19 protein-coding genes and 1 pseudogene are annotated in these 19206 nt (G+C 67.7%); 12 read left to right on the plus strand and 8 right to left on the minus strand.

Features of this window, described 5'->3' with window-relative positions; translation table 11 throughout:
* From M1M07_RS17645 to M1M07_RS17675, 7 genes and pseudogenes are all read left to right on the plus strand, one after another.
* Nucleotides 1–365, plus strand: a pseudogene (locus tag M1M07_RS17645) (hypothetical protein); the annotation flags it as partial.
* A gap of 16 nt (nt 366–381) precedes the next feature.
* Complete coding sequence (locus M1M07_RS17650) at nt 382–1803, plus strand: MFS transporter (RefSeq protein ID WP_197250045.1); 1422 nt, start codon at nt 382–384, stop codon at nt 1801–1803.
* A gap of 91 nt (nt 1804–1894) precedes the next feature.
* Nucleotides 1895–3226 carry a winged helix-turn-helix domain-containing protein gene (locus tag M1M07_RS17655; RefSeq protein ID WP_197250046.1) on the plus strand — a complete coding sequence of 444 codons (1332 nt, stop codon included), beginning with the start codon at nt 1895–1897 and terminating at the stop codon, nt 3224–3226.
* 48 nt (nt 3227–3274) lie between these two features.
* A complete protein-coding gene (locus M1M07_RS17660) occupies nt 3275–3991 on the plus strand; it encodes a CoA transferase subunit A (RefSeq protein ID WP_197250047.1) in 717 nt (238 codons plus the stop codon).
* Between the two features lie 33 nt (nt 3992–4024).
* Nucleotides 4025–4678 carry a CoA transferase subunit B gene (locus M1M07_RS17665; RefSeq protein WP_197250048.1) on the plus strand — a complete coding sequence of 218 codons (654 nt, stop codon included), beginning with the start codon at nt 4025–4027 and terminating at the stop codon, nt 4676–4678.
* A complete protein-coding gene (locus M1M07_RS17670; protein ID WP_197250049.1) occupies nt 4675–5862 on the plus strand; it encodes an acetyl-CoA acetyltransferase in 1188 nt (395 codons plus the stop codon). Before M1M07_RS17665 ends, M1M07_RS17670 begins: the two co-directional genes overlap by 4 nt.
* A gap of 251 nt (nt 5863–6113) precedes the next feature.
* Nucleotides 6114–6611: a hypothetical protein gene (locus M1M07_RS17675; protein WP_248675027.1), complete on the plus strand. Its 498-nt coding sequence runs from the start codon at nt 6114–6116 to the stop codon at nt 6609–6611.
* Here the strand turns inward: M1M07_RS17675 and M1M07_RS17680 are convergent.
* The 3 genes from M1M07_RS17680 to M1M07_RS17690 all read right to left on the minus strand — a co-directional run bounded on the left by M1M07_RS17680 (nt 6559) and on the right by M1M07_RS17690 (nt 10771).
* Entirely contained in the window at nt 6559–9873 is a 3315-nt protein-coding gene (locus M1M07_RS17680; RefSeq protein WP_248675028.1) for a protein kinase, read from the minus strand. The two genes, M1M07_RS17675 and M1M07_RS17680, sit on opposite strands and share 53 nt — an antisense overlap.
* A 230-nt stretch (nt 9874–10103) precedes the next feature.
* The gene (locus tag M1M07_RS17685) at nt 10104–10490 is read right to left on the minus strand and encodes a VOC family protein (protein WP_197250050.1); all 387 of its coding nucleotides are present in this window, start codon (nt 10488–10490) and stop codon (nt 10104–10106) included.
* Nucleotides 10487–10771 carry a metalloregulator ArsR/SmtB family transcription factor gene (locus tag M1M07_RS17690; protein WP_197250051.1) on the minus strand — a complete coding sequence of 95 codons (285 nt, stop codon included), beginning with the start codon at nt 10769–10771 and terminating at the stop codon, nt 10487–10489. The genes M1M07_RS17685 and M1M07_RS17690 overlap by 4 nt, the downstream gene beginning before the upstream one ends.
* Nucleotides 10772–10848: 77 nt before the next feature.
* On the opposite strand from M1M07_RS17690, the gene M1M07_RS17695 reads away from it, so the two are divergent.
* Nucleotides 10849–11772 carry a sigma-70 family RNA polymerase sigma factor gene (locus M1M07_RS17695; RefSeq protein WP_248675029.1) on the plus strand — a complete coding sequence of 308 codons (924 nt, stop codon included), beginning with the start codon at nt 10849–10851 and terminating at the stop codon, nt 11770–11772.
* 20 nt (nt 11773–11792) lie between these two features.
* Nucleotides 11793–12209 carry a VOC family protein gene (locus M1M07_RS17700; protein ID WP_197250053.1) on the plus strand — a complete coding sequence of 139 codons (417 nt, stop codon included), beginning with the start codon at nt 11793–11795 and terminating at the stop codon, nt 12207–12209.
* Here M1M07_RS17700 and M1M07_RS17705 read toward each other — a convergent pair.
* Nucleotides 12131–12787 (minus strand): carboxymuconolactone decarboxylase family protein, encoded by a 657-nt coding sequence (locus tag M1M07_RS17705; RefSeq protein ID WP_197250054.1) that lies wholly within the window; start codon nt 12785–12787, stop codon nt 12131–12133. The two genes, M1M07_RS17700 and M1M07_RS17705, sit on opposite strands and share 79 nt — an antisense overlap.
* Before the next feature lie 119 nt (nt 12788–12906).
* Here M1M07_RS17705 and M1M07_RS17710 point away from each other — a divergent pair, with 119 nt between their 5' ends.
* Together M1M07_RS17710 and M1M07_RS17715 are read left to right on the plus strand one after the other, a co-directional pair.
* Nucleotides 12907–14100, plus strand: coding sequence for a pyridoxal phosphate-dependent aminotransferase (locus M1M07_RS17710; protein WP_248675030.1), 1194 nt, complete (start codon nt 12907–12909; stop codon nt 14098–14100).
* Nucleotide 14101: 1 nt separating this feature from the next.
* Nucleotides 14102–15097 carry an AraC family transcriptional regulator gene (locus M1M07_RS17715; protein WP_197250056.1) on the plus strand — a complete coding sequence of 332 codons (996 nt, stop codon included), beginning with the start codon at nt 14102–14104 and terminating at the stop codon, nt 15095–15097.
* Nucleotides 15098–15121: 24 nt separating this feature from the next.
* Here the strand turns inward: M1M07_RS17715 and M1M07_RS17720 are convergent, their stop codons facing one another.
* From M1M07_RS17720 to M1M07_RS17730, 3 genes are all read right to left on the minus strand, one after another.
* Nucleotides 15122–15547: a VOC family protein gene (locus tag M1M07_RS17720; protein ID WP_197250057.1), complete on the minus strand. Its 426-nt coding sequence runs from the start codon at nt 15545–15547 to the stop codon at nt 15122–15124.
* A 30-nt stretch (nt 15548–15577) separates the two neighbouring features.
* Nucleotides 15578–16621: a zinc-binding dehydrogenase gene (locus M1M07_RS17725; RefSeq protein WP_248675031.1), complete on the minus strand. Its 1044-nt coding sequence runs from the start codon at nt 16619–16621 to the stop codon at nt 15578–15580.
* 177 nt (nt 16622–16798) lie between these two features.
* Nucleotides 16799–17197: a VOC family protein gene (locus M1M07_RS17730; protein WP_248675032.1), complete on the minus strand. Its 399-nt coding sequence runs from the start codon at nt 17195–17197 to the stop codon at nt 16799–16801.
* Between the two features lie 169 nt (nt 17198–17366).
* Between M1M07_RS17730 and M1M07_RS17735 the strand changes: the two genes are divergently transcribed.
* Entirely contained in the window at nt 17367–18650 is a 1284-nt protein-coding gene (locus M1M07_RS17735) for a competence/damage-inducible protein A (protein WP_248675033.1), read from the plus strand.
* A gap of 70 nt (nt 18651–18720) precedes the next feature.
* Here M1M07_RS17735 and M1M07_RS17740 read toward each other — a convergent pair whose 3' ends face one another.
* Nucleotides 18721–19185, minus strand: a complete 465-nt coding sequence (locus tag M1M07_RS17740; protein WP_248675034.1) for a hypothetical protein — start codon at nt 19183–19185, stop codon at nt 18721–18723.
* Nucleotides 19186–19206 lie beyond the last annotated feature (21 nt).

A 19206-nucleotide genomic window follows, 5' to 3' on the forward strand; every position in this document is an offset into this window, starting at 1 on the left:
CCACCCGCCCCGGTCACCGCCTACCGCACGCCTGGTTGCTCGACGGCGACAACAAGATCTCCACGCACGACCTGATCCAGCCCGGCCGACTGGTGCTCATCGTCGACACCGACGGGCAGACCTGGGTCGAGACCGCCGAAAAGCTCGCCGAACAGCGCGGCATTCCCCTCGATGTCGTCACGGTCGGTCGACGTGCATCCGTGCGCCCGGTCGGCGACCACTGGCACGACATCCGCGGCATCCGTGACGACGGTGCGATTCTCGTGCGGCCCGACGGCCACATCGCCTTCCGCGCGCAGTCCATGCTCGATCACCCCACCCATGCGCTCGAGGCGGCGTTCGCCGCGTCGACGGCAACGTCCTGATCGAAAGGCCCCTCCCATGTCCTTCACTTCGAGCGGTCAGGCCGCCACCGATCCCCGTCGGATCGACGCTCTCACCACCGCCGCGCGCCTGGAGCGACTGCCCGTCGGCTCCTGGCACTGGAAACTGACCGCACTGGTCGGCATCGGCGCGTTCTATGAATACTTCGAGGTATTCCTCGGCGGCGTACTCGCCGCGGTCCTCGGGCCTCTCTGGGAACTGAGCACCTACGAGAAGGCCGGCCTGATCGCCTCGGTCTTCCTCGGTATGTTCGTCGGCGCCATCACCCTCGGCCGCGTCGCCGACCGCGTCGGTCGCAAGAAGATGTTCCTGATCAACCTCAGCATCTATCTGGCGTTCTCGCTACTCGCCGCGTTCTCCCCCAACGTGTGGTTCCTCATCGCCTGCCGGTTCATCGCCGGTATCGGTGCCGGCGCCGAAGCCGCTCTGATCCCCACCTATCTCGGCGAGTTCATCCCGCGCCACCGCCGCGGCCGGTACATCGGCTACGCGTTCACCCTCGCGTTCGTCGCCTACCCGCTCGTCGCCCTCGCCGGCGCCCCGCTGGCGAAGACCCACTTCCTCATGGACGGCTGGCGCTGGCTGCTCGTACTCGGTGCCAGCGGCATCATCGTGCTGCTGTGGATGCGGCGGAACATGCCCGAATCCCCCCGCTGGCTGGTCTCGGTGGGCCGCACCGCCGACGCCGACGCCGAACTGCGCAAAATCGAAGACGACGTGCGCCGCCGCACCGGGTCCGACCTGCCCGCCCCCGACTACACCGCCCTGCCCCCGGAGGTCGACGAACACCACAAGGCCAAGATCTCGGACCTGTTCCGCGGCAACACCCGGAACTCCATGATCGCCGTCGGATCCCTGTGGACCATCGGCGTGCTCGCCTACTACGGCTTCAGCTCCCTGGCGCCGGTGCTGCTGGTGGACAAGGGATACGACATCACCAAGTCCCTGTTGTACACGGCCGTGATTGCAGCCGGTTACCCCTTCGGCGCTCTGACCGCGGCGCTCGTGGCAGAAAAGCTCGAACGCCGCACGCTGACGGTGGTCACCGCACTGGCCACCGCCGTCGCCGGTCTGGTCTTCGGGTATGGATCCGGTGACGCCGTCATCATGGCCGCAGGATTCGCCATGGGCTTCGCCTCCAACGTCCATTCGAGCGGCGTGAACATGTATGCCTCCGAAGTGTTTCCGACGCGTCTGCGCTCGACCGCCATCGGACTGTGTTACGGATCGGGCCGGTTGTTCGCCTTCCTCATGCCCTTCCTCGGATTGACGATCCTCGACACCTTCGGCGGCTCGACCGTACTGTTGCTTTCAGCTGTCCTGTTCGCCATCACGGCGGTCCTCGTCTGGATCTTCGGACCCAAGACCACCGGCCGATCCCTCGAAGACATCTCGGAAGCCGTACCCACCGAGCGTTGAGGCACCGGTTCGGGGTTCCGCATCGACCCAGCGGAACCCCGAACCCCTGTTCCGAGGGCCCACGAGGCAGAGCACACCATCGAGGAGGATCATGTCCGTGTATTCCGGCAACCGCGCAAACGGCATGACCACTTCCCGTCGGCCTCGAGCCGGGGCTCCGGCCGTATTCCCGGTCCCCCGTCAGCGGTTGGCGATCGTCGGGCCGGATGTCGACCATCCGGCGGTCCTCACCACGAAACGACTCGCCGACAAACTCGGATGGCCCCATCTCGTCGTAACGGACCGCAGCAAGCTCGTGTGGGCAATCACTGTCAACAAGCCCGCACTCGTCGCTGTCGTCGGAGACGCGGACAACACTGCCCATCTCGACGACATCGGAGCACTACGGAACTCCTACAAGGGACCGATCGCCGTGCTCGGCGCACTGTCACCACAACTGACGGTGTCGGCGCTCGTCAACGGTGCCGACAGCGTCCTGCGGTCGGACCTGCGCGACGACGAACTCGGCGCGCGATTGCTCGCTTTGGTGCGGCGCACTGCCGAAGGCTCCGAATCGGGAGCGCGATACCTGACCGCGGAAGGCTTGCGTGTCGACCTGTGGCGGAAGGAAGTCACTCTCGATCGTACACCGCTCCACCTTTCCTCGACCGAGTACCGATTGCTGGTGTGCTTGATGGAAAGCGCGGGGCAAACGGTTCCCTGGAATCGGATCCTGCATCGTGTGTGGGGATGGGCCGACGCCGACGTCAATATGCTGCGTATCTACATCACCCGACTGCGCAAGGCGCTGGGCGAGACAGCGGCGTCCTCGAAGTTCATCAAATCCGTTCGCGGGCACGGATACATGTTCGCTCAGCCCGTGATCGAAGCTGCCGATCGTGAATCCGACACGGTCGACGGTGAATTACCTATGATGCAGCGCCTCGCCGCGAAGTGCACCGAACTGGCGACCGCCACGGATATTACGGGAGCAGCTTCTCGTATCGCGGAAAGTCTTGTCACCGAAGGCACCGTCGACGCGGTCGGACTGCACCTGACCGATGGTGAAATACTCCGACTGGTAGGTCATTTCGGATTCACAACCGAATGGGAACAGGTGGCCCGTGAACTCGCGCTCGCCGACGATCGCTATGCTTCCATTCAGTCGGTTCGTCGTGCGCAGCCGGTGCAGTTGCTTCGGCGGCGTTCCCACACCTTCCCCGGCACCAACGCCGCCGTCTCGTCGGATGCTCCCGGAACGTATCTGTTCGTTCCGATCAGCCATGCCGGAGAGACGATCGGCACCATGGGTGTCGTCCGCAGATCCGACGAGCCGTTCGGACCGTTGACCATCTCGTATCTCCAAGCCGTCGCCGCCCTGTGCGGAGCATGCCTAGGCCCGCAATGGGATTCGGGTCGCTCATCCCGCGCCGGGCGCCCCTGACCGATCACAACCACGGCCGTACCGTCGCGCCGTGAAGGAGGAACCACCATGTCCATCGTGTACACCGACGCCGCAACCGCCCTCGACGGTGTCCTGTTCGACGGGATGACCCTCGCCGTCGGAGGTTTCGGGCTCAGTGGCGTCCCTGTCGACCTCATCGAAGCCGTACGCGATTCGGGCGTGAAGGATCTGACCGTGGTGTCCAACAACATGGGTATCGACGGCAAGGGTCTGGGCATCCTGCTCGAAGACGGACAGGTCCGCAAGGTCATCGCCTCCTATGTCGGCGAGAACGCTCTGTTCGCGCAGCAGTATCTTTCCGGCGCCCTCGACATCGAATTCAATCCTCAGGGAACACTCGCTGAACGCCTGCGGGCCGGCGGAGCGGGGATCCCGGCCTTCTACACGGCCACAGGTGTCGGCACCGAGGTTGCCGAGGGTAAGCCGCATGCCGAATTCGACGGCCGCAACTATATTCTCGAGCGGGGCATCGTCGCCGACGTCTCCCTGGTCCGTGCTCATCGGGCCGACACGGACGGAAATCTCACTTACCGGTACACCGCCCGGAACTTCAACCCCGTCGTCGCGGCTGCTGGCAAGGTGACGATCGCCGAGGCCGAGGAAATCGTCGAGATCGGTGCTGTCGCACCCGATGCCGTGACCACCCCGGGCGTCTACGTCCAACGCGTCGTCAAGGCCTGCGCCCGGACCAAGGACATCGAACAGCGCACGGTCCGTCCCCGACCGGTGAGCGCCTCCGTCTGAACCCCTCGACCTACTTTCGAAAGGAGCTTCACCATGCCGTGGACTCGTGACGAGATGGCCGCCCTGGCGGCGTCCGAACTGAACGAGGGTGCCTACGTCAATCTGGGCATCGGGATCCCCACACTCGTGGCCAACAACCTGCCCGAAGGCCGCCGGGTGATCCTGCAGAGCGAGAACGGCCTGCTCGGGATGGGACCGTTCCCCTACGAGGGGGACGAGGACGCCGATCTGATCAATGCCGGCAAGCAGACCGTGACGATCGTGCCCGGTGGCAGCATCTTCGACTCGTCCGAGTCGTTCGGGATGATCCGCGGCGGCCACGTCCAGGTCGCCATCCTCGGCGCGATGCAGGTCTCCGCATCCGGAGATCTCGCGAACTGGAGCATTCCGGGCAAACTCGTCAAGGGCATGGGTGGCGCGATGGACCTGGTGGTCGGCACGCCTCGGGTGATCGTGCTGACCGAGCACGTTGCGAAGGACGGCTCCCCGAAGATCGTCGAGACGTGCACTCTTCCGCTGACCGGGGTAGGTGTCGTCGACTGCATCGTCAGCGACCGCGCCGTCTTCGACGTCGTCGACGGCGCGCTCGTGCTGCGCCGCCTCGCCCCCGGCGTCGACGTCGACGAACTGCGCGCGATCACCGGCGCTCCGTTCACGGTCGCCCTGGACGAGGAGCTGGTGGCATGAGCCTGCGCGACCGCTTCGGCACCGACGTCCTGGCCACCGGATGGGGTCATTCCCCGTTCGGCAAACTCCCCGACCAGACCCTCGAATCGCTTGTGGTGTCCGTCGCCCGCGACGCACTCGACACCGCCGGCATCGAACCCGGTCAGGTCGACGAGATCTACTTCGGCCAGTTCAACTCCGGAATGCACCCGCTCGGCTTCGCTTCGTCGCTGGCCCTGCAGCTCTCCGACGACCTCGCCGGGGTGCCCGCCACCCGCGTCGAGAACGCCTGCGGCTCGGGCAGCGCCGCGGTTCAGCAGGGTATCCGGGCCCTGCTGGCCGGCACCGCCCGCACCGTGCTGGTGATCGGTGCCGAAAAGATGACCCACGCCGGTCCCGACGTGGTCGGAGCCGCGCTGCTCGGCGCCGACTACGAGTCCGCCGGCAAGGAGTCGACGACGGGCTTCGCGGGGCTGTTCGCCCGAGTCGCCGATGCCTATGCCGATCGGTACGGGCCGGTCGCCGACCCCCTCGCCCACATCGCCGCGAAGAATCACCGCAACGGGGTCGCCAATCCGTACGCGCAGCTGCGCAAGGATCTCGGCTTCGACTTCTGTGCCACGGTCTCCGAGCGCAACCCGATCGTCGCCGGGCAGCTGCGCCGCACCGACTGCTCCCCGGTCTCCGACGGCGCCGCAGCCCTGGTGCTGACCACGGAACCGGTCTCCGGGGCGGCGCAGGCGCCGGTGCGGATCGCCGGGTTCGGGCAGGCCAACGATTTCCTGCCCGCCGCCAAGCGGGATCCGATCGAGTTCGCGGGCAGTGTCACAGCCTGGCAGCGCGCCATGGCCATGGCCGGCACCACCGTTGCGGATCTGGACTTCGCCGAGGTGCACGACTGCTTCACCATCGCCGAACTCGTCCTCTACGAGGTGATGGGGCTGGCCGAGCGCGGGAAGGGCCGGCAGGTGCTCGACCACGGCACCGTCCTGCCCGGCGGTGCCCTGCCGGTGAACCTGTCCGGCGGGCTGAAGTCCAAGGGGCATCCGGTGGGCGCGACGGGGGTGTCCCAGCACGTCATCGCCGCGATGCAGCTCAGCGGCACCGCCGGGGACATGCAGCTCGGTCGCGCCCGTCGAGGTGTCGTCCACAACATGGGTGGCCTCGCGGTGGCGAACTACGTCAGCGTGCTCGAAGCCGTCTGATCCCGTACGGGTGCTTCGGTCCGGATCCCGATTACGGATCCGGACCGAAGTGTTTCTGCCGGCGCCGGATCGGCCCGCCGAGCGTGCACTTGTTGTCGATATTTCCGGCATTTTTCGACAAGACGTGCACGCTCGACGCCCGGCACAGGGAGCGAAAACAGGTACCCCACCCCGCCGGTCGGCCGTTCCCGGAATCCTGCGCGCACACGATCCTCGAAGGACCGAAACGCTCCTTCCACCGGGAGGCACACATGCCCGAAACACCGGCCCCGCTGTCACCCGCTGCGGTGAGCGAACATGCTGCACCGATACCCCTGCGACGTCGCCGCTCCCATTCCCCCACCCGCATCGCGGACCGCGGCGCCCGGAGGTACCACGTCCAGCCGAATGCGGCGGCACCCTCGCACGACGTCGACTGGGTCCGGCGTTCCCTCATGACCTGCGACTTCCTCGCCGGCGTGCAGTCACTGGATCCCGGGGACCGGAAGCTGGTCGCCTTCGCCGTCGAATGGGCGCCCTTCGGCGGGGCCGGCCCGGAGGAACTGTTCATCACCTTCGGCGTGGGACGGACCAGGTTCCTGCATCTGCTGCAAGCCGCGATGATGACGAGACCGACCGACTCCGTACGACTGCGCGCCACCAAGTCCGCTCTCCGCGACGAGCTCCTCAGCGCATGGCGAGGATCGACGCCGGGACCTAGTCGTGCGTCTGCTCCGCAACCCAGGCCGCGACCTGCGCCCGGGAGGTGAAGCCGAGTTTGGCCAGGATGTGCTCCACATGCCCTTGTGCCGTGCGCGGTGAGATCACCAGGCGACGGGCGATGGCCTGGTTCGTCAGGCCCTCGCCGATGAGGTCGGCGACCTGACGTTCCCGCTTGGTCAGTCGCACCGACGTGTCGGTGTCGCGCGTGGAGGTGGCCGGCGGCTGCTCGTGGAGGGCGTAGGCAATGGCCGCGTCGAAGCCGAGTTGTTCACCTCGGCCGAATGCCGCGGCGAATGCTTCCCTACCGAGGTGCTGTCGGGCCTTCCGTTCGGATTCCCGATGGTAGGCAAGCAGATTGGAATGTATCACCGCAGCACTACCGATCGACCGTGCCATTCCTTCCGCCGCCCCCATCAGGACCGCTGCCCGCTTCAGGTCGCCCAGGTCGCTGGTGATCCAGGCCAGAGCCTCGAGGCACGACGTGACCACGCGCGGGTACCGCACCTGCCGGGCCAGGTTCAACGATTCCTCCAGGAGCCGCACCGCACGATCCGGTTCTTCCCGTCGCCACACGTCAACGGCCAAGGCCCACAGCGAAAGTGAACGATACATCTTGCCGCCGTGTCCTTCGGTCATTGCCAGCACACGTTCGTGACATTCGACGGCCTCCGGTATCCGGTCGGACAGCCCGAGGGCCAACCCCAGCGAATACAGCATGCCGATCTCGCGGGTGGGTTCCCCACGTCCACGGAAATGAGCGAGGGCGGCCTCGAGGTGAGAAATGGCGTGCGGGAGGTCGCCGCTGTGGAGCGCCAGCGAACCGTCGGCGGCATCGACCAGAGCGCGCATCAGGGGATCGTCGGTCTGCGCGATCAGCCTGCGCCCTGCCTCCAGGAACCCGGCTGCCGCCTGCAGGTCGCCCTGCACACTGGCCATCACGGTCGCACGGTAGAGCGTTTCGACCCACTCGACCGTGGGCGGCCCGCTCTGGCGGGCGAGCAGCCGTTCGTACCAGCGTCGCCCCTCGTTGTAGAAGCCTTGGGAGGCCCAGAAGAGGTAGAGCTCGCCGGCGATGCGCAGCCCGGCGGCGGGATCGTCCTCGAGGCTGAATTCGAGGGCCTCGCGCAGGTTCGGTAGTTCCCGCCTGAGGCGGGCGATCCAGTCGAGCTGACGCTCGCTGACCCACTCGGCCCGCGCGGCGATTGCCAACGCCTCGTACCAGTCCCGATGGAGGCGGCGCAACGCGAGCTCCTCGCCGGACTGCTCGAGTTTCTCGACACCGTAGTCGCGCAGCGTCTCGAGCATCCGGAACCGCACCACCGACCCGGCCTCCTCCCGGATCAGGATCGACTTGTCCACCAGGGAGGTCAGCGTATCGAGCAACTCGCCCGCGGCCAGGCCCTCGCCGCACACGTGCTCGGCCGCGTCGAGATCGAAGCTGCCCGCGAACACCGCCACCCGTCCCCACACGAGTTGTTCGGTGGCGGTGCACAATTCGAAGCTCCAGTCGATGCACCACCGCAGGGTCTGCTGCCGCGTCGGCGCACCCCGGGTGCCGCGGGTCAGCAAGGCGTAACGGTCGGTCAACCGTTCGAGGATCTGCTCGGGCGACAGCGCCCGCAACCGGGCCGCGGCCAGCTCGATCGGCAGCGGCAACCCGTCGAGCCGATGACAGATCCCCGCCACCGCCGCCGCATTCTCCTCGGTCAGCGCAAATCCTGGCACGGCGGCCGCGGCGCGGTCGGCGAACAATTTCACCGCGTCGTAGCGAGACAGCGCCCGCAACGAGTACGGCCGCTGTGGATCCGGAACGCCCAGCGGCGGAACTCGCAGCACGGCCTCTCCGCCGAGGCCCAACGGTTCGCGGCTGGTGGCCAGAATCCGCACTCGCGGACACCCCCGCAGAAGCCGGTCGGCGAGTGCGGCGGCCGCGTCGATCATGTGCTCGCAGTTGTCGAGAACCAGCAGCATCTCTTGCGGGGCGAGGAACTCGAGCAGCGCCTCCCGCACCGGCCGCGCCGAATGGTCCCGCAGCCCCACGGCGGTGGCCACCGCGTCGAGCAGCGACGACTCATCGTGCAGTGCACCGAGCTCGACCAGCCGCACCCCGTCGGCGTAGTCGCGCTGCACCGCCGCCGCGACATGCACCGCCAGGCGCGTCTTGCCGACACCGCCGATCCCGGTCAACGTCACCAGCCGCGAACCGGCCCGCAGGTTCTTCGCCTCGGTCAGCTCGTGCCGGCGGCCGACGAAACTGGTCAGGTCCAGCGGCAGATCGCCGGTCGCGCCCGCCCTGGCGGCAGCCGCGGTGCGACGTCGCTCACGCGGCACTCGTTCGGGGCCCCCGGCCTCCGCGACCTTCCCGGCCCCGACCTCGACAGACGCGCCCTCGACGGACCCGGCTTCGTTCTCGTTGCGCAGGGCCATCTCGTCGACCGGGAAACCGTGGGTGCGTTGCAAGGCTCGTAGTTCCTCCCCAAAGTCCGCAGCGGTAGCCGGACGCTGGTCCGGGGTCCGGGCCATCGCCCCCGTGATCGCCTCGGACACATCCTCGGGGATCCCGTGCTCCCGCAGGTCCGGTACCGGTTGCGAGGTGATCCGCAGGAACTGCGAGACGACCTGCTCCCCGCTGAGCCGTTCGAACGCGGCGTGACCGGTCAGCGCACTGAACAACGTCGCCCCGAGACCGTAGACGTCGGCGGCCGGACCGGGCGGATCCCCGGCCAGCACTTCCGGCGCGGTATAGGCCGGCGACCCGGTCACGGCGCCGGTGGCCGTCTTGAAACCGCCCGCGATCTGCGCGACACCGAAGTCGGCCAGCTGGGGTTCGTCGTAGTCGGTGAGCAGAATGTTCGCGGGTTTGACGTCGCGGTGCACGATCCCGAGCCGGTGCGCCGACTCGATCGCGCCGGCCATCTTCACCCCGAGCCGCAACGCTTGATCCAACGGCAGCGGACCCTGGCTGCGGATCCACGCATCGAGAGACCCCTGCTGGTGGTAGGGCATCGCCAGGTAGGGACGGCCGCTGCCGGTGGTACCGACCTGCAGGATGTGGACGATGTTCGGGTGCCCGGTCAGCCGTCCCATCGCCTGTTGCTCCCGGAAGAACCTCGCCCGGTTCTCCTCGTCGAGATCGACGGTGAGCACCTTGACCGCGACCGTGCGATCCAGGTCGGTCTGGGTGCATCGGTAGACCACTCCGAACCCGCCGTGGCCGATCTGCTCGACCCCCTCGAAACCGGCAGCGGCCAGCTCCCCGGCCGGGTCGGGTGGGTATGTCTGCGTGTCGAGCGGATCCGCTGCGCTCATCGGAACGTGCTACTCACTCCGTCGACTCGTAGTTCGCACGCACCGGTCCCGACGGCACGACCGGCGCAAGTTCCTCCGTACGCCCCCACCTCCTGGGCGTCCCCTCAAGAATATCGCCGCGTGTCGTCCGGGGATCACGCCGAATTGCGGTCGACCGAGGACGCCGTTACGTCGCGAAGGAGCACCTGACGCGAACTACATCGGGACACAACAGATGTTGCGGCTCGCAACTATTTCTCGGCGACGATCTGGATGAGATTGCCGCACGTGTCGTCGAAGACGGCGACGACCGCGGTGCCGATGTCCGTGGGCGGCATCGTGAACTCGACACCCTTGGCGGTGAGCCGGGCATGCTCGGCCTCCACGTCGTCGACGGCGAACTGCGCCAACGGGATTCCGTCCTCCCGCAGGGCGTCCCGATACGGCTTGACCGCCGGGTGCCCCGCGGGTTCGAGCAGCAGCTGCGGTCCGTCCGGTGCGTCGGGCGAGACGACGGTGAGCCACGAGGCGTCACCGATCGGAATGTCGTGGTGCTTCACGAAACCGAGCACGTCGGTGTAGAAGGCGAGGGCGGCTCGCTGGTCGTCGACGAACACGCTCGTCAGGTTGATCCTCATCGGTCTGTCCTTTCGCGAGTGGGCCACCGCTCGGTGATCCGGGCGAGCGGTGCGGGGTCGAAGTAGTGGAACTTGGATCGTCCGCGTCGCTCCGTGACGACCAGTCCGGCGGACTCGAGCACCGCGAGATGCTGCGAGATCGCCTGGCGTGTGAGACCGAGACCGTGACGCATCGCGAGCACGGAACAGATCTCGAACAGCGTGCGGCCGTCGCCGGCCGCGAGTTCGTCGAGGATGATGCGGCGCGTCCGATCGTCGAGCGCGTGGAAGACGTCGGCCACGAGCCCCACTATAGGCAAGTGGCCACTTGCCTATCAAGTGCCGACCGACCGCGACCGGGCGTCGTACCATCGGACCCATGCGCGCTGCGTCGCTCGTCGATTCGTTCGAGGAACACCGGCCCCACCTGTTGTCGGTCGCGTACCGGCTCACCGGCAGCGTCGCCGACGCCGAAGACGCCGTCCAGGATGCCTGGCTACGACTGGACGGCGCGGATTCCGACGGCATCGAGGACCTGCGGGCATGGCTGACCACCGTCGTCGGCCGGTTGTGCCTGGACCGGCTGCGCTCCGCGACGGTCCGGCGCGAAAAGTACATCGGCCAGTGGCTGCCCGAACCGATCGTCACCCCGCTGACCGGCGCCACACCCCCGGATCCGCTCGAACAGGTCGTGCAACTCGAGGACAACCGCCTCGCCGCGCTCGTCGTGCTCGACACCCTCACTCCCGCGCAACGGGTCGCGTTCGTCCTGCACGACGCGTTCGCCGTACCGTTCGGCGAGATCGCCGACATCCTCGGGGTGGAACCCGCCGCCGCCCGGCAACTCGCGTCCCGCGCGCGCCGCGTCGCGGGCGCCGCACCCCCACCGGTGAGCGACGACGAGCACAACGCCGCCGTGCAGCGGCTCATGGAGGCGATCGCCACCGGCGATCTCGAGGCGGTCGTCGCGGCACTCCACCCCGACGCCCGCATGATCGGCGATGCGAACGGCACCACCCGCACCGCCGTCAACGTCATCGTCGGACCGGAGAAGGCCGCCCGGTTCTTCCTCGGCCTCGTCCAGAAGTACGGCGAACAGTCCCTGCTCGGCTTCACGCCCGCCCTGGTCAACGGGCAGCTCGGGTTCGTCAACAGCGGATCCCCCGGTGACGCGACCCACCAGGGATTCCCGGGCCGCATCATGGCGTGCACGGTCGTCGACGGACAGGTCTGGGCGGCCTACGACATCGCGAACCCCGAGAAGCTGCGGCGCGTCAAGGTGCCGTCCCCCTGGACCGACTGACAAGAGCTGGGAGCACCCGCATGGAACAGCGCCTGAGCTTCGTGACCCTGGCCGTCGACGACGTCGCCCGCAGCCGCGCATTCTACGTCGACGGGCTGGGCTGGACGGCGACCGTCGATGCTCCGGGCGAGGTCCTCATGATCCAGGTCGGTGCGCACATCGTCCTGTCCCTCTGGGATCGTGCGCACTTCGAGGCCGAGGTCGGTGGAACCACATCCCGCGACGGCATCCCTCCGGTCACACTCGCGCACAACGTCGCATCCCACGACGAGGTGGACAGCGTGCTCGCCACGGCCCGTGCCGCAGGCGCCGGAACCGTCACCGGCGGTACGGACCGCGAATGGGGCGGTTACACCGGCTACTTCTCCGATCCCGACGGCTTCCGCTGGGAGGTCGCCTGGAATCCGGGGCCGGTCGGCGAACTCGTGCTGCCCTGAACGGCCGACTGGTCCGCCCACGGCACGCGGCAGGCGTCGGTGCTGAAGCCCTGGTCGTGGATGCCCAGCGCCGAGTTCATGCGGGCCCGCATGTTCTCCAGCGCGATGTTGTAGGTCAGTTCCACGAGCCCGGCCTGCCCGAAGCGGCGTTCGAGGTCCGCGACCTGCTCGTCGGTGACGTCCTCGCGGACGTTGCCGGTCATCGCATCGGCGTACTCGATGGCGGCGCGTTCGTCGTCGCTGTACAGGTCCGAGGTCTTGTAGTCGGCGATGTGCTCGAGTCGCTCGGTGTCGAGTCCGTCGAGGCGCTGCAGCATCGTCCCGAAGTCGACGCACCACGAGCATCCGACGTTCCAGGCCGTGCGGTACACCGCGATCTCCCGCACGTTCTTCGGCAACACCTTCGACGCCCGCTGCGCGAGCATTTCGTGCACGGCGTTGCTGCGCATCAGGCCCGGATGGTGGGCGAGCACCGTGAACGGCTCGGGCACCTCCCCGAACATCCGCGCGGCCATCTTGTACGCGACCTTGGTCGCAGGGCCGGCCTGGTCGGGGGTCACCACGGGAATGCGAGCCATGATCGTCTCCGTTCGTCACCGGCCCCGTATGGGCCGTTCATCTTCTTGGACGAGGTAGCCTTCCCGAATGTGACACTACTGCCCGATCGAACCCACCGCACCCCCGCTACGCTGGCGAAATGGCTGAGATGACGTCACCGCGACCGGTCCGCACGGTCAACCGGCTCCGACCGTTCGCGTCCACGATCTTCGCCGAGATGACCTCCCTGGCCATCCAGCACGACGCGGTGAACCTGGGGCAGGGTTTCCCCGACACGGACGGTCCTGCGGCGATGCTCGAGGTGGCCCGTCAGGCGATCTCGGACGGCGTCAACCAGTACCCGCCCGGTCCGGGCACGCCGGAGTTGCGCCGCGCGATCACCGACGACCGCGCCGCCCGGTACGGACTCGAATACGACCCCGACGGCGAGGTGCTGGTCACCGTCGGCGCGACCGAGGCGATCAGCGCCGCGATCCTCGGGCTCGTCGAACCCGGTGACGAGGTGCTGCTCACCGAGCCGTACTACGACTCGTACGCCGCGTCGGTGGCGCTGGCCGGGGCCTCCCGGCGCGCGGTCCCCCTGGAACGCTCCGGATCCGGTTTCGTGCTCGACGTCGACGCGCTGCGCGCCGCGGTCACCGACCGCACCACCATGCTGGTCGTCAACACCCCGCACAATCCGACGGGCACCGTGTACGACGACGCGACGCTGACCGCGGTCGCCGAACTCGCGTGCGAACGAGATCTGCTGGTGCTGTCGGACGAGGTGTACGAGCATCTGGTGTTCGACGGTCGCCGGCACACCCCGCTCGCGTCGTTGCCCGGCATGGCCGAACGCACCGTCACCGTGTCGAGCGCGGCGAAGATGTTCAACGTGACCGGCTGGAAGATCGGCTGGGCGCTCGGGCCGCGCGAGCTGATCGACGGCGTGCGCGCCGCCAAGCAGTTCATGTCGTTCGTCGCCGGGGCACCGTTCCAGCCGGCGGTCGCGTACGCGCTGAAGCACGAGCAGGCCTGGGTCGCCGCACAGCGCGACGACCTGCAACGCCGGCGCGATCTGCTGTCCACGGCATTGGCCGACGCGGGATTCGGTGTACTCGATTCGGCGGGAACATATTTCGTGTGCGCGGACGTCACCCCGATCGGCGTCACCGACGCTGTCGAGTTCTGTCGCAGCCTGCCCCGGCGGATCGGTGTCGCCGCGGTGCCGGTGAGTGCGTTCGTCGATCATCCCGAACGGTGGAATCATCTGGTGCGGTTCGCGTTCTGCAAACGCGACGAGATTCTCGCCGAAGGTGTGCGACGGCTGCGGACCCTGCGGGAGGCGCACTGACGTGTCGGCTCCCACCATTCCGTCCGATTTCGTGAGCCGGGCGGTCCAGCTCGCTGCCGCCGAAGGAGTCGATCTGGCGCCGGCGCTGGATGCGGCGCGGATCAGCCGGGCGGTGCTGGCGCAGCCGCACGCGCGCCTCACACCCGAGCAGGTCAGCCGGTTCACCCAGGTGACGTGGCAGATCACCGACGACGAACTGTTCGGACTCGGCTCGGGACCGGTTCCGCGCGGATCCTTCCGGGTGATGTGCCTGACCCTCATCCACTGTCCCGACCTGTCGCATGCCCTGACCCGCATGATCGAGGTCAACCGGGTCATGCGGACGCTGCCGACCCTGACGCTGACGCCGGGCCCGGAAACGACCTTCCTGGATGTGGGACTCCCCGACGTGGTGACCGAAAAGACCCGGGTCACCGTCGATTTCCTGTTGATGCTGCTGCACCGCTTCGCGGCGTGGCTGGTCGGCGGGCGGGTGCGCCTGGAATCGGTGGAAATGCCCTATCCGCAACCGGATCCGGTGCTCGCCCGCAGTTACGACGCAATCTTCGGTGTCCCCGTCACGTTCGGCGCCGACCGCGCGGCCCTGGAAATCGACAATGCCGCGCTGCGGTCCCCGCTCGTGCAGACCGAGAGCGGCCTCGAAGAATATCTGCGCGAGTCACCGAATCTCATGCTGTCGGAACGTGATTACGAATCGACGGCGTCGGCGCAGGTGCGCCGCATCTTCGAGTCGGGCATCAAGGGACGCACCGCCAGCGCGGAGGACATCGCCGACATGCTGTCGGTGAGCGCCCCGCACCTGCGTCGCCTGCTGCGGCAGGAGGGCACGTCGCTCGGTCATCTCCGGGAGGAGGTGCTGCGGGACGCGGCCATCGCGGGCCTGCGCCGCGGTGAGTCGGTGGACGATCTGTCCGCACGACTCGGCTTCTCGGAACCGAGCGCGTTCCGGCGCGCGTTCAAGCGCTGGACCGGATCCACACCACGCAGCTTCCGCTGACCTGCGGGCGGGCCCCGACCTCGGTCAGGCCACGCAGAATTCGTTTCCTTCCGGATCGGTCATGGTGACCCACTCGTACGGGCCCTGGCTTCCTCGGTACAGGACGGTCGCACCGGCCGCGACGAGCTTGTCGACGAGCGCGTCGCGGTCGTCGCCGGCGCGGATGTCGAAGTGCAGCCGGTTCTTCACCGTCTTGCCTTCCGGCACGAGCTGGAACAACACGCGCGGCCGGGCCGGGGTTTCCGGATCGGAGATCGCGGCACCGATCCTCCACACCAGTTTGCCTTCGAAGATCTCGGTATCGTCCTCCCGGGCCTGTCCGGCGGCGATGAGACCGCGGATGAAGTTCTCGTCGCTCGGCTCGACCCGCCATCCCAGCGCTTCCGCCCACCACTTCGCCTGCGTATGCGGGCTGTTCGAATCGACCGTCACCTGAAATTCGTATCCCATGTGCCGACGATACGACCGGGTACCGACAGATCAGGGACGGACGAGAATCCTGATCGGATTACCGACGTGGTTGTGCAGCTTCTCGATTCCCTCCGCGACGTTCTCGAGCGGCACGATCTCGCTGATCGAACGGGACAGATCGAGCCGGCCGCGGGAGACGAGCTCGGCGAGGACTTCGATGTCGACGTTCTTGTAGCCCAGATGCCCGAGCACCTGCTTCTGCGACAACCCGAAGTTCGCGGTCGGGCCGAGCGACGCCTCCTGACCGCTCAATCCGACGACGACCACCCGCCCGCCGCGGCGCACCGCCCCCAGCGCCTGATCGAATGTGACCTTCAGACCCGCGGAATCGAACGCGAGGTCGAGACCCTTGCCGTTCGTCGCCTCGGTGATCTTGGCGGGCAGGTCGAGGTCGCGGGTGTCGAAGGCGTAGTCGGCGCCGAGCTCGAGCGCCCGGTCGAGGACGACGGGATCGATGTCGAGGGCGATGACCGGGACGGCGCCGACGAGCCGCGCCAGCTGCACGATGTGCGTACCGACCCCGCCGACGCCCCACACGCCCACGGCCTCGCCGACCCGGACCTGCCCGGTCCGCACCACGGCGCCGTAGGGGGTCGAGACGGCATCGGCGAGAATCGCCGCCTGCTCGAACGAGACGTTGTCGGGGATGAGGGTCAGGCCGCCGGCCTGCGCGACCGTGTACTCCGCCCACGCGCCGTCGTAGGCGAAGGCCATCAGCTGGATGTTCTCGCAGTTGGTCAGGTCGCCGCGGCGGCAGCTGCGGCACTGGAAGCACGGGCGCCCGGCGGACGGAATCACCCGATCACCGACCTGCCAGCCGGTGACCCCGGCGCCCAGGGCGGCGATGGTGCCGGATGCTTCGTGCCCCTGCGTGACGACCGGCAGCAGCGGCGGGAAGGTGCCGTCGAGCAGGCTCAGATCGGAATGGCAGATCCCGCAGTACTCGACCTTCACCAGTACTTCCCCGGGCCCGGGCGAGGGAATCGGAACATCTTCCAGGACATTGGTTTTCGAATCGGCATGGAATCTCGCTGCCCGCATGGTGTCGGCCATCGTCCCTCGTTCGTGTCGGCAACCCTCGTCGCTCGCGACCCTACTACCGCGACGGCCCGCGCGGTCGCCATGTGTGTTTTCCGGTTCCGGGTGGACCGAGCAGGCGCCGAATCCGGCGGCGCGGAGGCGCAGTTCGGCGCCGGAGGTGTTGCGGCACCGGCAAAGGGTCCGGGACGCTCAGCCCCGTGCGGACGGGTCCATCCAGAAGATCTGCCAGGAGTGGCCGTCCGGGTCGTCGTAGCTGCGACCGTACATGAAGCCGTGATCCTCGCTGTCCCCTGCAGCACCGCCCGCGGCGACAGCACGATCCACCAGCGCGTCCACATCCTCACGGCTGTCGGCACCCAAGCAGATGACACATTCCTTCACCTCGGAGGCGTCCGCGGTCCGCGCCGGATGGAGAGAGTCGAAAGAGTCGCGCAGCATCAACATCACGAACCGGTTCTCACCCAGTACGAGCACCAGCGCGCGGCCGTCGCTGAACTTCTCGTCGAAGGTGTAACCGAGGTCTGTGAAGAACTGCCGCGAGCGATCGATGTCGGCGACAGGCAGGTTCACGAAGATCGTCGAGTGCATGGAAAGGCTCCTCCGGTCCGCGGCATCCGAAACCGGACGCCGTCACAGGGCTGGACTCCCCGCGCCCCCGAAACTCATCGGTCCGCGGCGAACGGCATCGCGTGGTGTCCCGGGAGTGTCGCCGACGTCTACGGCTGATCTGGGACGCCTCCCGATTAGGCTCGACGCCGTGAGCGTGCGTGCAGGAATAGTCGTGACCGGGACCGAGGTACTGACCGGGAGGATCGCCGACCAGAACGGACCGTGGTTGTCCCAGCAGCTCCTGAAACTCGGCGTCGACGTCGCCCACATCACGATCTGCGGCGACCGGCCCGCCGACCTGATCGCACAACTGCGCTTCCTCGCCGATCAGGGCGTCGACCTCATCGTCACCAGCGGAGGGCTCGGCCCGACCGCCGACGACCTCACCGTCGCGACCGTCGCCGATTTCTGTAACCGTGAGCTGCTGCTCGACCCCGAACTCGAAGAACACATCGCGGGTGTCATCGGCCGCTTCCGTCCGAACACCCCGGACCTGGACGCAGGGCCGACGCGTATCGGGATCCGCAAGCAGGCGCAGGTTCCCGCCGGTGCCACCGCCTTGCCGCCGACCGGCACAGCGCCGGGCGTGGTAATCCCAGCAGTGGGCGGTGACCGGCCGATCCCGACGTTCGTGATCCTGCCCGGGCCGCCCGGAGAGTTGCAGGCGATGTGGCCGAGCGCGGTCACCTCACCTGCGGTCGCCGAGGTACTGTCCCGAGCCGACGACCTGCAGCAGGAAACCGTGCGCGCCTACGGATTGCACGAGGCACAACTCGCCGAGACACTGCGCCGGGCCGAAGCAGAGATCGCCGACTTCGACCGGCTCGAGATCACCACATGTCTTCGAGGCGGCGAACTCGACATGGTGACCCGATTCGCCTCCGGCGACGCGGACGTCTACCGCCGTCTTCTCGGTGTTCTCACCGAATACCATGGGCGCCAGATCTTCTCCACCGACGGCTCCACCATCGACGACCAGCTGATCGACGTCCTCGACGGCCGGTCGATCGCGACCGCGGAATCGTGCACCGGCGGACTCGTCGCTGCGCGTCTCACCGCCCGACCCGGGTCGTCGGCCTATGTCATGGGCGGCGTCGTCTCGTACTCCAACGACGCCAAGTCCGACCTGATCGACGTACCGGCCGAGATGATCGCCGCACACGGTGCGGTCAGCGAACAGGTCGCCGCAGCGATGGCCGAGGGCGTCCGACGCCGTCTCGAAGCCGACGTCGCGGTCTCCACCACCGGGATCGCCGGCCCCGACGGCGGCACCGACACCAAACCGGTGGGCACCGTCTGCTTCGGCGTCGCGATCGACGGACGACCGACGTACACCGTCACCCGCCGTTTCCCCGGGGACCGCGAGCGGGTCCGAACCCTCACCACCACGGCCGCACTGCATCTCGTTGTCGCACAACTGAAACGATATTGAGTCTGCACCCGAGCCACCTCCCCACCGCTCTCGCCAACTTCCTCGACGTCGGGACCGCGACTCGTCGGCTTCAGCCCGTCGAGGTGATCCCGGTTTCGCTCCGCAGTGCGGCGAATGCAGCGCGGAGGTCTTCGGGGTCGTCGACCTGCAACGCCACGCGCCCGACCTGAGTGGTGGTGCGCCGGCGTTCGAGCAGATAGGGCAATTTCACCTCGATCGGTTCGCGCAGCAGCACGTCGACGTTGGTGCCGTCCGACCCGGGCAGATACAGCACGTCGTCCTCCACGATCGGCGAGGTGTGCTGGAATCTCCTGTGTATCAACGCTTTCTCGACGGTGCCGACAGGAAGGGTCGCGACCACCTGATGCCCGGACCGGACGACGAACCGGGCGTCGTCGAGCAGGTGCGGATGCACCACGCGGGAGGCGAGGATACCTAGCAGCGGCACGAAGCCGTACACCGAGACGACCAGCAGGGTGGTGCGCAGCCACGGCCAGGCACGAGCAGGTGGATGGCGACGGTTTCGACCACACACGCGATCAGGAAAGCGATGGGC

This window comes from Rhodococcus sp. HM1 (assembly GCF_023218075.1).
Lineage (GTDB): Bacteria > Actinomycetota > Actinomycetes > Mycobacteriales > Mycobacteriaceae > Rhodococcus.